Source organism: Xylanimonas protaetiae (genome assembly GCF_004135385.1).
In the GTDB taxonomy this organism is placed as follows: Bacteria; Actinomycetota; Actinomycetes; order Actinomycetales; family Cellulomonadaceae; genus Xylanimonas; species Xylanimonas protaetiae.
The window spans coordinates 2,987,621-2,999,743 of sequence record NZ_CP035493.1 but is presented as its reverse complement, the minus strand read 5'-3'; the positions used below and the strand labels follow the sequence as shown (position 1 = coordinate 2,999,743).

The window sequence follows — 12,123 nt, the reverse complement described above, 5'->3', positions numbered from 1 at the left end:
GCCGTGAGCATTCCGCCACGAACGCGAGATCTCGGCCCGGTACGGTTCCACGCCGTGAGCAGCACGCCCTCCGTCCGCACGATCGACGAGCACGTCGCGACGCTGCTCGCGCGCATCGCGGCCGTGCGGGGCGCGGCCGTGCGGGGCGCGGCCGTGCGGGGCGCGGCTGGGCGCGGCACCGGCAACCACGTCCACAGCAGCGGCGCCTTCGTGGACGGCGGACCGTCCGCTCCGGCATGGCTGCCGCTCGACGACGCGGCCCTCGCCGAGCCCGGGATCGCGCTCGCCGACGACGTCGTCGCCGTCGCGCCCGTGCCCGGCTTCGACCACGCAGCGGTCGACGGGTACGCGGTGCGGCTCGCCGGCCTGCCCGACGACCAAGCGGTGACGCTGACCGTCGCCGGTGCCGTCCGCGCGGGCGATCCCGGACCTGCCGTCCTCGGACCCGGCGAGGCCGTCCGGATCATGACGGGCGCGCCCCTGCCGCCCGGGGCCGACGCCGTCGTGCCCGTCGAGGCGACCTCGACAGGGCGGTTCGCCCCCGGCCGCGACGGCACCGAGGCCACCGTGACCCTGACCCGGCCGCACAAGGCCAACGTCCGGCGGCGCGGGGAGGACGTCGCCGTCGGCGTGGTGCTCGCGCGGCGTGGCGACGCCGTGACCCCCGCGCTGATCGCCGCGGCGGCGGCCTCCCGCGTGGGCGGGCTGCGGGTGGCCCGCCGGCCCGCCGCCGGCGGACCCGGCGCCGCCCGGCCGGGCGCCGGGTCCTCACCCGCGTCCTGCCGTCCCGGCACCACCGAGTCGGGCGCCGCACACCCGCTCGCCTCGGACACGCACGCCCCGGACGGGCCGCCCGCCGTCCCGACTCGCGGCACGGGCACCCCGCGCCCCTACATCGCCGTCGTCTCGACGGGCTCCGAGCTGCGGCCCTGGGGCGGGAGCGTCGGCCCGGGCGGCGTCGTGGACTCGAACTCGCTCATGGTCGGCGCGATCGTCCGGGCGGCAGGCGGCGAGCCCGTCCGTCGCGGCGGCGTGCCCGACGACGCCGCGGCGCTGCGCGCGGTCCTCGACAAGCTCGCTGGGGACGTCGACCTGATCGTCACGACGGGTGGGGTGTCCGCGGGAGCGTGGGACGTCGTCCGCGAGGTGCTCACCGCACCGGGCGGTCCGGCGGCCGACGTCGACCTGACGGGCGTCGCCATGCGCCCGGGGCGGCCGCAGGGGCTCGCGACGTGGCGCGGCGTCCCGTGGGTCGCCCTGCCCGGCACGCCCGTGGCGGCGTTCGCGGCGACGTACCTGTTCGTGCGGCCCGCGCTCGCCGCGCTCCGGGGCGAGACGGGTCCCTGCTCGGCGCTGCTGGCCGTGGCGCCGGATGCGGTGGGCTGGGGGACGGCGCACGGCCGCGGCTGCGGCAGTCCCGGGATGTTCACCCGGGTCGTCCCGGTGCGGACGACGGTGGACGGCGTCGTCCCGGCGTCCGGTGCCGCGACGGGCGGGCACGCGCTGTCCGCGCTGCTCGGCGCCGACGGCCTCGCCCTCGTCCCGGCCGACGGTGCCGGCCCCGGCGACCTGCTGGAGGTGGTGCCGCTGTGACGGCCTTCGACGCGATCGTGCTCGCGGGGGGCCGGGCCGCCCGCCTCGGCGGCACTCCGAAGCCGGGCCTGCTGCTCGGCGGGACGCGCCTGCTGGACCTGGCCCTGGCCGCTGTCGCCGAGGCCACGGCGGTCGCCGTCGTGGGGCCGGCGGACCTCGCCGACGCCGTCGGGCGGGCGGTGCTCACGCGCGAGGACCCGCCCTTCGGTGGACCGGTGGCCGGGATCGACGCGGGCCTGCGGGCGCTCGCACGGCCCGGGTCGCCGGGCGTCGTCGTGCTCCTCGCCGTCGACGTCCCCGGCGCGGGCCGCGCGGTGCCGCGGCTGCTGGCGGCGGTCACCGACGACGTCGACGGCGCCTGCCTCGAGCGCGGCGGGCACGCGCAGTGGCTCGTCGCGGCCGTGCGCCGCGACCGGCTGGTGGCCGCGGTGGAGACGCTGCGCGCGCAGGCGGGTAGCGTGCACGACCAACCGGTCCGTCGTCTGGTCGCCGCGCTGCGGCTGGCCGCGGTGCCGGACACCGACGGCGCGAGCGACGACGTCGACACGTGGGACGACCTCGCACGAATGAACCAGGCGCGGCGCGACGCCGCGGCACGGAAGGGGATGCCGTGAACGACCCGGAGACGCTGCTGTCCGGCTGGGTGGCCGCCCTCGAGCGCGAGCTCGACCTGCCCGCAGGCACCGTCGACATCCAGTCCGTGCTCGACCTGACCCGCGAGGTCGCGCACCACGTCGCCCGCCCCGCCGGACCGGTCGCCGCGTACGCCGCGGGGTACGCCCGCGCGCTGGCGGACGTGGCCGCGCGCGCCGCCGCGGCCGTGTCCGAGGCGCCCGTGCCCGAGGCCGCACCCCTGACCGCGGGCGCGTCGGACGCCGTCGAGCGGGCCGCGGCGCTCGCCCGGGCGTGGGAGCCCGACGCCGCGGGGACGCCATGACGGCCGTCGCCCTCGGCATGCCCGTGCTGCCGTCCGCGGTGCGCGCGGGGGACGTCTCCCTGCCGGACGACCGGCCGCGGGTGCCGGGGCTGGTCGACCGGTTCGGCCGCACGGCCACGGACCTGCGCGTCTCGCTGACGGACCGCTGCAACCTGCGCTGCACCTACTGCATGCCCGCGGAGGGCCTGCCGACGCTCCCCCGGGACGCCGTGATGACGCGCGAGGAGATCGCCCGCCTGGTCGGCGTCGCCACGCGCGACCTCGGCGTCCGGCAGGTGCGGTTCACGGGCGGCGAGCCGCTGCTCCGGGCCGACCTGGTCGACGTCGTCGCGGACGTCGCCGCGCTCCCGGCCCGCCCCGAGATCTCCCTGACCACCAACGCCGTGGGGCTGGACCACCGCGCGCGGGCGCTCAAGGACGCGGGCCTGGACCGGGTCAACATCTCGCTCGACACGCTCGACCCCGACACCTTCGCCCGGCTCGCGCGGCGACCGTTCCTGGAGCGGACGCTCGCGGGGATCGAGGCGGCCGCCGCGGTGTTCGACGTCGTCAAGGTCAACGCCGTGCTCGTCCGCGGTCTCAACCTGGACCATGCGGCCGACCTGCTCACGTGGTGCCTGGACCGCGGCTTCGAGCTGCGGTTCATCGAGCAGATGCCGCTCGACGCCGACCACGCCTGGGACCGGGCGGCGATGGTGACGGCCGCGGAGGTGCGCGAGCAGCTCGGCGGGCGGTTCGCGCTCGCCCCCGACGAGGAACCGCGCGACGGCGCGCCCGCCGAACGGTTCGTGGTGCGCCCGCGCGCGGGCGGCGACCCGCTGGGCCGCGTCGGCATCATCGCCTCGGTCACCGAGCCGTTCTGCGACGACTGCCGCCGCACACGGCTCACGGCCGAGGGCGGGGTGCGCAGCTGCCTGTTCGCGCACACCGAGACCGACCTGCTCGGGCCGCTGCGCGCCGGCGCGGACGACGAGGCCTTGGCGACCCTGTGGCGGACGGCCATGTGGGGCAAGGCCGCGGGGCACGGCATGACGGCGGCGGGGTTCGTGCAGCCGGCCCGCACGATGAGCGCGATCGGAGGCTGACGATGACGACGAAGACGACGACGACGGCGGCGGCGGCGGCGGCGGCGACGGTCGAGGTGAGCGCCTTCGCGGCGGCCCGCGCCGCGCTCGGGTGGTCGCAGCACCGCGTGGTCCTGGACGCCGGGGCGTCGGTGGCGGACGTCGTCGCCCGCCTCGCCCAGGAGGCCCCGGGCGCGGCACCCGTGCTGGCCCGCTGCGCGCTGCTGCTCGACGGGCGGCGGGTCGCGGACGCCGCCTCCGCCGTCGTGCCGGACGGCGCCCGGCTCGACCTGCTGCCGCCCTTCGCCGGCGGCTGAGCGACCCGCCCGCACAGATCCGTCTGCACAGATCCGTCTGCGCAGACCCGTCCGCGCAGACCCGTCGACGCAGGCCCGGGCCCTTCCCTGCACCGACGGACGGGCGCACGCCGATCCGTGAGCCGCGACCGGGCGAAACGCGCCAGGCGCGGGGCGCCCCCGGTTTCGGCCTGCCAGGATCGCCTCCCCTCGTGCTTCCGGGGGTCCGCGTACGTGCTAGCACGGTCCGTGCCGGGGCCCGGCCTGTGCCGCGGCGTGGAATTGCCTCCAGATGGCAAGGCAGCCAGCCCCGCCGCTAGGAGGCACCAGCACGATGACCCCGAGCCCGCACCGGACGCTCCACCGTCACCGCGGAGTGACCCCCCGTCACGCTCACACGACGGCCCCGACCTCGCGCGTCCCCGCACGCGGCCAGGCACGGTCGCGCACCGCCCGCTTCGGCGAGCTCACCGTCACGTACCTCGAGCACGGCGCCGTGCGCCTGGACACCCCCGAGGTCGCCTGGGGGTCCGACCCCGAGACGCTGCGCCTCATGGTCGTCGTCGAGGGCGAGGTCGGGCTGCGCCACAGCGAGGCCGCCGCGACGCTCACCGCGCGCGACTCGGCGCTGATCCTCGGCACCAGCCCGGTCTCTTACACCTCCGAGGCGCCCGCGCGCGTCGTCATCTGCGACATGCCGGCCGACCACGCGGGCCTCGCCGCCCTGCCCCGCTCGGCCCCGTTCGTCGTCGGGCGTGCCGACGCCGCGGTGCCCTGCGCGCTCGGCGCGTTCCTGCTGGACCTCCTGCGGCAGGACGCCGACCGGCTCGCGCCGCTGGCCCGCGCCCAGGTCGGCGACGTGCTCCGCACGCTCGCGACCAGCACGATCATGGCCCTCGCCGTGGCCGGCTGCTCCGGCTGGGAGCTGCGCCGCCAGCGCCTGGCCGCGCTGCGCCACATCGCCGCCCGGTACACCGACCCCGAGCTGTCGTCGGCGTCTGTGGCCGAGCACCTGGGCCTCTCGCGCCGCTCGCTCCAGCGCCTGTTCGAGGGCGAGGAGCGCACGGTGGCGCAGCGGATCCAGGAAGTCCGCACGCAGCACGCCATCACGCGCCTGCGCGACTCGCGCCTGGCCGCGGCGTCGCTCGCCGAGATCGCGACCCTCTCGGGCTTCGGCTCGACGGTGGCCATGCGCCGCGCCGTCCAGGACGCGACCGGCGTGACGCCGTCGGAGCTGCGCCGCGAGGCGGCCGTGGCGACGACGGAGGGCGCCGACGAGCCGGCCGACGACCACACCGGCGAGAGCCTGCACGTCACCGCCGTCGACGGCTGAGCACGGCTCAACCGTCGACGGCTGAGCACGGCTCAACCGTCGACGGCTGAGCGTGGGCCGGGCGCCCGGCGGAGCGGCCGCCTGCCCGGCGGGGCGGCCGTCCGTGGCACGATCAGGGCCGTGCCCCGCTCTCGACTCGCCCCGTGGTTCGTCTGGGCGGCCGGGATGGCCGTCTACGTCCTGGCGGTCGCGCACCGCTCGTCGTTCGGCGTCGCCGGTCTCGACGCCGCCGCGCGGTTCGACGTCCCGGCGACCGTCCTGTCCCTCTTCGCGGTGCTCCAGCTGGGCACGTACGCGCTCATGCAGCTCCCCATGGGCATGGCGCTGGACGCGTGGGGCCCGCGCCGGCTGCTGACGTCCGGCGCGGTGCTCATGGCCGCGGGGCAGGTCGGGATGGCGTTCGCCCCGAACGTCGGCGTGGCGATCGCCGTGCGCGTGCTGCTCGGGACCGGCGACGCCGCGGTGTTCATCTCGGTGCTGCGGCTCGTGTGGTCGTGGTTCGAGCCGCGGCGCGTGCCGCTGCTGACACAGCTCACGGGGCTCGTCGGACAGCTCGGGCAGGTCGTGTCGGCCGTCCCGTTCGCCCTCGCGCTGCACCGGTTCGGCTGGGCGCCCGCGTTCACCGCGATGGCCCTCGTGGGCGGGCTCACCGCGGTCGCCGCGGCCGTCGGCGTCCGGCCCGGTCCGCAGGACGAGCCGCCGCTGCGCCGCGGCCTGGAGGGGCTGGGCGCGGCCCTGACCAGCCCAGGCACCTGGCTCGGGTTCTTCGCGCACCTGCTCGGCGGCGTCAGCATCAACACGTTCCTGCTCATGTGGGGCGTCCCGTTCCTCGTCGAGGGGCAGGGCCTGAGCACCGGCCAGGCGGGCGCGCTGCTGTCGCTCAGCACGGGCGTCGCGATCGTCGCCGGCCCGGTCGTGGGCGAGTTCACCGCCCGCCACCCGCTGCACCGCACCTGGGGCACGCTGTCCGTCACGGCGCTCACGTGCGCCGCCTGGGCGCTCGTCCTCCTCCCGACGACGCCGCGGCCGTTCGGGGTGCTCGTCCTGTTCACGGTGCTCGTCTCGGTGGGCGGCCCCTCCGCGCTCATCGGCATGGACCTGGCTGCCTCGTTCAACCCGCCCGAGCGCCGCGGCACCGCCCAGGGCGTGGCGAACATGGGCGGGTTCCTCTCGGCCGTGCTCGTCATGCTCGCCGTCGGCGTCGTGCTCGACCACCGCTCCCCCGGCGGCACGCCCTCGCTCGCCGACTACCGCGCGGCCCTGTCCGTGGTGCTCGCGCCGATCGCTGTCGGTGTCGTCGGCGTGCTCGTCACGCGGCGCCGTGTCCGCGCGGCGGCGGGCATCGTGGTGCCGACCATGGCCGAGCTGTGGGAGCGCCGGCGGAGCTGACCCGCGTCGAGGCCGCCTGAGCAGCGGCTTTGCCGGGCGCTGCGGGGCGTGCGACTCTCGTCCGAGGACCTGACAAGGTCTCCGGACGAGGGGTGCCGTACCCGGTCAGCGACAAGACGGCTCCAGGGAGCACGTCATGTCCTGGCTCGTCGCCGCACCGTCCGCCTCGCTCGTCGCCTGGGGCGCCCTGGCCGTCTCCGGCCTCCTCGAGGCCGTCTGGGCCACCGCCCTGTCCCGCTCGCACGGCCTGACCCGCCTGGGGCCCACCGTCGTCTTCGCCGTGGCCGTCGTGCTGAGCATGGCCGGGCTCGCCCACGCGATGCGCACCATCCCCGTCGGCACCGCGTACGCGGTGTGGGTCGGCATCGGCGCCGCCACCACGGTGGCGTACGCGATGGCCACGGGCGCCGAGCCCGTGTCGCTGGTCCGCATCGCGCTCATCGCGGGCCTGATCGCCTGCGTCGTCGGCCTCAAGCTGACGTCCTGACGGTGGCGGGCGTCCCGGTCCGTCACGCCACCGATCCCGATGGCGTGACGGACCGGGACGCCCGGCGCCCGCTGCGGCGCCCGGTGCGGCGCGCTACAGCGTCGCGCGCACCGCGCGGGCCGCCGCGACCAGGTGGCGCAGCGACGCCGTCGTCTCCTCGTAGCCGCGCGTCTTGAGGCCGCAGTCGGGGTTGGCCCACACGAGCGCCGGGTCGACGGCGCCGGCAGCGAGCGTCAGCAGCTCGGTGAGCGCCTCCGTCGTCGGGACGCGCGGCGAGTGGATGTCCCACACGCCCGGGCCGATGCCGCGCGCGTACCCCGCCTGCTGGAGCTGCGGCACGATCTCCATGCGGGAGCGGGCCGCCTCCAGCGACGTCACGTCCGCGTCGAGGCCGTCGATCGCGTCGATGACATCGCCGAAGTCGGAGTAGCACAGGTGCGTGTGCACCTGGACGTCCGGCGCGGCGCCGCCCGTCGCGACGCGGAAGGACCGCACCGACCACGCCAGGTAGGCGGGCTGGTCGGCCGTGCGCAGCGGCAGCAGCTCGCGCAGCGCGGGCTCGTCCACCTGCACGACGGCGGTGCCGGCGGCCTCGAGGTCGGCGACCTCGTCGCGCAGGGCGAGCGCCACCTGGCTCGCGACGTCGGCGACGGGCAGGTCGTCGCGCACGAACGACCAGGCGAGGATCGTGACCGGCCCCGTGAGCATCCCCTTGACCGGACGCGACGTCAGCGACTGCGCGTAGCGCGTCCACGCGACGGTCATGGGCGCAGGCCGGGAGACGTCGCCCCACAGGATCGGCGGGCGCACGCACCGCGACCCGTACGACTGCACCCAGCCGCCGGCCGTCACGGCGAACCCGTCGAGCTGCTCGGCGAAGTACTGGACCATGTCGTTGCGCTCGGGCTCGCCGTGCACCAGCACGTCGAGGCCCAGCTCCTCCTGGAGCGCGATGACGTGGGCCACCTCCGCGCGCATGGCGTCCGCGTACGCGGCGTCGGTCGTGGTGCCCTGCGCCCAGGACGCGCGGGCCGCGCGGATCTGCGGGGTCTGCGGGAACGAGCCGATGGTCGTGGTCGGCAGCGGCGGCAGGCCCAGGCGCGCGGCCTGCGCCGCGGCCCGCTCCGCGTACGGGGCGCGGGTCGCGTCGGCGTCGTCGAGCGCCGCGGCACGCGCCCGCACCTGCGGGACGACGACGCCGGCCGCCGTCGCCCGGTCCGCGAGCGCCGCCGACGCCGCGGCGAGCCGGTCGGCGACGGCGTCGGCCCCGTCGCGCAGGCCGCGGGCGAGGGTGACGACCTCGGCGACCTTCTGGTCGGCGAAGGCGAGCCAGCCGGCGAGGCGGGGGTCGCGGCCGTCGGTGCCGTCCCAGGTCTCGTCGGCGACGTCGTGCGGCACGTGCAGGAGCGACGTGGAGGTGGCGACGGTGACGGCGCCGGCGCCGGTGCGGGCGCCGAGGGCGGCGGCCTGGTCGAGGCGGGCGGCGAGGTCGGCGCGCCAGACGTTGTGGCCGTCGACGAGGCCGGCGACGAGGGTCTTCGTCTCCAGGCCGGCGACGGGGGCGTCGGCGGGGGCGCCGCGCACGAGGTCGACGGCGAGGGCCTCGACGTCGGTGGCGGCGAGCACGGCGAGGAGGTCGTCGCGGCCGGTGCGCAGGTCGCCATAGGGCGCGGCGACGAGGATGGAGGGCCGCCCGGGGACGCCGGTCAGGGCCGTGTAGGTGCGGCGCACGGCGGCGGCGAGCTCTCCGGGCGCGAGCCCGGCGGTGACGGTGTCGGCGACGAGCGCCGGCTCGTCGAGCTGCACCCACGGCGCCCCGGCGGCGCCGAGGGCGGCGAGCAGCTGCCCGTAGGCGGCGACGGCGTCGTCGAGGCGGTCGAGGGGCCGGAACCCGTCGGGCGCCCCGGCGGCCGCGGTGGCGAGCAGCAGGAAGGTGACGGGCCCGACGACGACGGGCCGCGTGACGACGGGTGTGCCGCCGTCGGCGGGGCGCGCGGCCTCGGCGAACCAGCGCACGGGGGCGTCGTCGGCGTACGTGATCGGGGTGTCCGGGCCGATCTCGGGGACGAGGTAGTGGTAGTTGGTGTCGAACCACTTGGTCATCTCGAGCGGCGGGCGGGTGGCGTCGCCGCGCGCGGCGGCGAAGTAGCCGTCGGCGGGCTCGACGCCGAGCAGCACGGCGGCGTCGAGCACGTGGTCGTAGGGCGAGAACGACGACGGGACGGAGCCGTCGGCGGGGTCGAGGCCGAGCGCGACGAGCCGGCGCACGGTGGCCAGGCGCAGCGCGGTGAGCGTCTCGTCGAGCTCGGCGGCGGTGGTGCGCCCGGCCCAGTGGGCCTCGACGGCGCGCTTGAGCTCGCGGCGGCGCCCGATGCGGGGGTAGCCGAGGATGGTGCCGCCGGGGAACGCCGGGGTGATGGATGGCATGAGAAGTCCTGACGATGGTGGGACTGCTCGGGCCCTCGGCCGTCAGGCCAGGTTGCGGGGTCGCAGCCGCCGAGGTGTTCACCCTCGAGCGGGCGCCGGAGCGCGGTACGCGTGATGCCGTTGGCTCCCCACGACGGCTACGTCGAGCCGGGGCCAGCTGCCCTGTGGGGAATCGCGTCCGCACCGTACGCACGGGCGGATCCGGAGGTCAAGGCTCGGGATGGTCCGTCCCGGCCACCGGATGCAGCGCCTCCCTGACGAGGGTTTTCCACCGTGTGAAGGGGTCGGCCTCGGCGGCCGGGACGCCTTCGCGGATCGCGCGGGCCTCGTCCCAGTCCAGCGTCTTGTGCTGCCGGTAGTGGCTCAGGATCAGCACCAGGCACACGGCCTGCACGGCCACGCCGATGACGACGGACGTGATCATGAGGGCCTGCGGCAGCGGGTCGGCGGCCTGCGCGACGGACTCGGCCGCCATGGGGGCGGTGTGGCCGGGGCTGGAGAACATGGTCACGAACGCGAGGATGATCGCGGTGTTCATGATCGACGTCGCGATGACGGTGATCATCATGTTCTTGCGCAGGGCCATGCCGGCCAGGCCGACGAAGAAGAGCACGACGGCGGTGTTGGGCCCGTTGAGCCAGTCGAGCACGTCAGGCCTCCGAGGCGAAGTAGAGGAACATGATCGACAGCCCGCAGAACACCTTGAGGCCCAGCAGGCCGTTCATCGCGATCATGTAGGGCGCGTACACGTCCGGGGTGACCTCGCGCAGGCCCATGAGGACGTACGTGACGACCGACAGCACGAAGACGACGAAGATGACCTTCTCGAGCGTCTCGAGCCCCTGGGTGGTGCGCGGCCCGCGCGCCCCCACGAGGTAGCGCCCCACCACGACGGCGGCGAGCAGGCCGGCGCCCTGGAACCCGCCGCCCGGGGTCTGCGGGTCGCCCACGACGAGCGCAGCGCCGGCGACGACGAGCACGGGCGTGAGGATCTGCATCGCCTTGACGAGCGTGGGGTGGCTGCGGCCGAGGGCCTCGTTCTCGGGGGCCGACATCTGCCCGTCGGAGCGGGTCAGGTGCATGACGCCCAGCACGGCGACGAGCAGCATGAGCGCCTCGAGCACGGTGTCGAGCACGCGGTAGTGCAGCAGGATGCTCGTGACGGGGTTGACCGTGCCGGACCCCTCGAGGAAGCGGCGCATGACCTCCTCGTGGACGGGCGCGACCGCCACCTGCGGGGACCGCGCGGTGAGCCACAGCACGAGGGCGGCGCCGCCGAGCATGAGCAGGTCGACGCCCTTGCGGTGCCAGATCATCCGGGGGATGCCGGGCACGGAGACGTCGTCGTAGTTGCGGATCGTCAGGATGAGCAGCACGGTGCCGAGCGAGGACGCGACCACCGCCTCGGAGACCGCGACGTCGGGCGCGTGGTAGAGCAGGTACGCGAGCGAGGCGAACAGCCCGAACACGCCCGCCGTGATGATCGCGTGCTTGAGGCACGACGCGAACACGGCCCGCACCGCGAACACGATGAGGAACAGGAAGACGACCTGGTCGATCCCCATGTCAGTCCTCCCCTTGGGCGCGCGCCTGCTGCCTGGCGTACCCGGCCGCGATCGCGGAGGTCACCACGGGGTTGGCGACGATGACGACGGCCAGGATGAGCAGCGCCTTGGCGCTGAACCACGTGACCCCGGACCGCAGCACGAGCCCGACGACGATGGCGACGAACCCGACCGTGTCGATCTTGGCGCCCGCGAGCAGCCGCAGGGTGAAGTCCTTGAACCGGAACACCCCGACGAGCCCGAGCAGCACGACGAGGGCCCCGACGGCCATGACGACGTCGCCGACGACCTCAAGCATCGGACGGCTCCTTCCCGGCCATGTACTGGGACAGGACGAGCACGCCCACGTAGCTGAGCAGCGTGTAGACCAGCGCGATGTCGAGGTAGAACGTGCGGCCCGACTGCAGCCCGAGCACCACGACGAGCATGTTGACCTTGCCCGCGACGAGGCAGTAGCCGAGCAGCCGCGACCACGCGTTGCTGCCGCGCAGCACGACGATCCCGCTGAGCACGCACGCGGTGGCCAGCACGTAGCTGATGACGGTGAGGATCACGAGCGCCCCTTCCCGATGCGGGCGATCGCGCGCTCCACCCGGCGGCACGCGGCGACCGCGCGCTCGACGTCGTCGTCGCACGTGAGCACGACGATCCGCCGCCCGTCGCGGTCGAGCGCGACGGACCCGGGCGTGAGGATGATCGAGTTGGCGAGCAGGAAGAGCAGCACCTCGTCCTCGAGCTCGCTGACGAGCTCGAACCGTGTGACGGTGGCGCGCCCGCGCACGATGGTCACGGCCATGTGCCACGCCGCGACGGTGATCTCCTTGGCCAGCAGCAGCCCGTAGCGGACCGTCGCGACGGGGCTCAGGAACACCGTGGTGGCGTAGTCGATCCGCAGGAGCCGGTTCGTCAGCCAGAGGGCGGCGACGCCGACGACGAGTCCCGAACCCACGGCGAGCGGGCTGAGCCGCTCGTTCATGACCACCCAGACGAGCGCGAGCAGCAGGACGACGACGACGTTGCGGCGCAGCACGG

The 12,123-nt window shown here is 75.9% G+C and carries 14 protein-coding genes and 1 riboswitch; of the genes, 8 read left to right on the top strand and 6 right to left on the bottom strand.

Annotated features, from left to right (window positions below; all coding sequences use genetic code 11):
* The first annotated feature begins 54 nt into the window (after positions 1-54).
* The 8 genes from ET471_RS13905 to ET471_RS13870 all read left to right on the top strand — a co-directional run bounded on the left by ET471_RS13905 (position 55) and on the right by ET471_RS13870 (position 7,099).
* Positions 55-1,593 (top strand): molybdopterin molybdotransferase MoeA, encoded by a 1,539-nt coding sequence (locus ET471_RS13905; RefSeq protein ID WP_165350503.1) that lies wholly within the window; start codon positions 55-57, stop codon positions 1,591-1,593.
* Positions 1,590-2,207: a molybdenum cofactor guanylyltransferase gene (mobA, locus tag ET471_RS13900; protein ID WP_242496298.1), complete on the top strand. Its 618-nt coding sequence runs from the start codon at positions 1,590-1,592 to the stop codon at positions 2,205-2,207. Before ET471_RS13905 ends, mobA begins: the two co-directional genes overlap by 4 nt.
* Positions 2,204-2,530: a DUF6457 domain-containing protein gene (locus tag ET471_RS13895; protein ID WP_129189249.1), complete on the top strand. Its 327-nt coding sequence runs from the start codon at positions 2,204-2,206 to the stop codon at positions 2,528-2,530. Before mobA ends, ET471_RS13895 begins: the two co-directional genes overlap by 4 nt.
* Entirely contained in the window at positions 2,527-3,615 is a 1,089-nt protein-coding gene (gene moaA, locus ET471_RS13890; RefSeq protein ID WP_129189247.1) for a GTP 3',8-cyclase MoaA, read from the top strand. The genes ET471_RS13895 and moaA overlap by 4 nt, the downstream gene beginning before the upstream one ends.
* 2 nt (positions 3,616-3,617) lie before the next feature.
* Positions 3,618-3,911 carry a MoaD/ThiS family protein gene (locus ET471_RS13885; RefSeq protein WP_129189245.1) on the top strand — a complete coding sequence of 98 codons (294 nt, stop codon included), beginning with the start codon at positions 3,618-3,620 and terminating at the stop codon, positions 3,909-3,911.
* Between the two features lie 355 nt (positions 3,912-4,266).
* Entirely contained in the window at positions 4,267-5,223 is a 957-nt protein-coding gene (locus ET471_RS13880) for an AraC family transcriptional regulator (RefSeq protein ID WP_165350502.1), read from the top strand.
* Between the two features lie 120 nt (positions 5,224-5,343).
* Positions 5,344-6,612 (top strand): MFS transporter, encoded by a 1,269-nt coding sequence (locus ET471_RS13875; protein ID WP_129189241.1) that lies wholly within the window; start codon positions 5,344-5,346, stop codon positions 6,610-6,612.
* 61 nt (positions 6,613-6,673) lie between these two features.
* Positions 6,674-6,738, top strand: a riboswitch (guanidine-III (ykkC-III) riboswitch).
* A gap of 10 nt (positions 6,739-6,748) precedes the next feature.
* Positions 6,749-7,099 carry a DMT family transporter gene (locus ET471_RS13870; protein WP_129189239.1) on the top strand — a complete coding sequence of 117 codons (351 nt, stop codon included), beginning with the start codon at positions 6,749-6,751 and terminating at the stop codon, positions 7,097-7,099.
* 93 nt (positions 7,100-7,192) lie between these two features.
* Here ET471_RS13870 and metE read toward each other — a convergent pair whose 3' ends face one another.
* From metE to ET471_RS13840, 6 genes are all read right to left on the bottom strand, one after another.
* On the bottom strand, positions 7,193-9,526 hold the full coding sequence (gene metE / locus ET471_RS13865) for a 5-methyltetrahydropteroyltriglutamate--homocysteine S-methyltransferase (protein ID WP_129189237.1): 2,334 nt from the start codon (positions 9,524-9,526) through the stop codon (positions 7,193-7,195).
* A 208-nt stretch (positions 9,527-9,734) separates the two neighbouring features.
* Complete coding sequence (locus ET471_RS13860) at positions 9,735-10,175, bottom strand: sodium:proton antiporter (RefSeq protein WP_129189235.1); 441 nt, start codon at positions 10,173-10,175, stop codon at positions 9,735-9,737.
* Position 10,176: 1 nt separating this feature from the next.
* The gene (locus ET471_RS13855) at positions 10,177-11,091 is read right to left on the bottom strand and encodes a hydrogenase subunit MbhD domain-containing protein (RefSeq protein WP_129189233.1); all 915 of its coding nucleotides are present in this window, start codon (positions 11,089-11,091) and stop codon (positions 10,177-10,179) included.
* 1 nt (position 11,092) lies between these two features.
* A complete protein-coding gene (locus tag ET471_RS13850) occupies positions 11,093-11,389 on the bottom strand; it encodes a cation:proton antiporter (protein ID WP_129189231.1) in 297 nt (98 codons plus the stop codon).
* A complete protein-coding gene (locus tag ET471_RS13845; protein ID WP_129189229.1) occupies positions 11,382-11,645 on the bottom strand; it encodes an MrpF/PhaF family protein in 264 nt (87 codons plus the stop codon). The genes ET471_RS13850 and ET471_RS13845 overlap by 8 nt, the downstream gene beginning before the upstream one ends.
* On the bottom strand, positions 11,642-12,121 hold the full coding sequence (locus ET471_RS13840) for a Na+/H+ antiporter subunit E (protein WP_165350501.1): 480 nt from the start codon (positions 12,119-12,121) through the stop codon (positions 11,642-11,644). The genes ET471_RS13845 and ET471_RS13840 overlap by 4 nt, the downstream gene beginning before the upstream one ends.
* Positions 12,122-12,123: the final 2 nt, after the last annotated feature.

Coding starts and splice junctions, on each gene's coding strand:
- ET471_RS13855 (WP_129189233.1), bottom strand. CDS start 11,091: ATGGGGATCGACCAGGTCGTCTTCCTGTTCCTCATCGTGTTCGCGGTG.
- moaA (WP_129189247.1), top strand. CDS start 2,527: ATGACGGCCGTCGCCCTCGGCATGCCCGTGCTGCCGTCCGCGGTGCGC.
- ET471_RS13870 (WP_129189239.1), top strand. CDS start 6,749: ATGTCCTGGCTCGTCGCCGCACCGTCCGCCTCGCTCGTCGCCTGGGGC.
- metE (WP_129189237.1), bottom strand. CDS start 9,526: ATGCCATCCATCACCCCGGCGTTCCCCGGCGGCACCATCCTCGGCTAC.
- ET471_RS13885 (WP_129189245.1), top strand. CDS start 3,618: ATGACGACGAAGACGACGACGACGGCGGCGGCGGCGGCGGCGGCGACG.
- ET471_RS13850 (WP_129189231.1), bottom strand. CDS start 11,389: ATGCTTGAGGTCGTCGGCGACGTCGTCATGGCCGTCGGGGCCCTCGTC.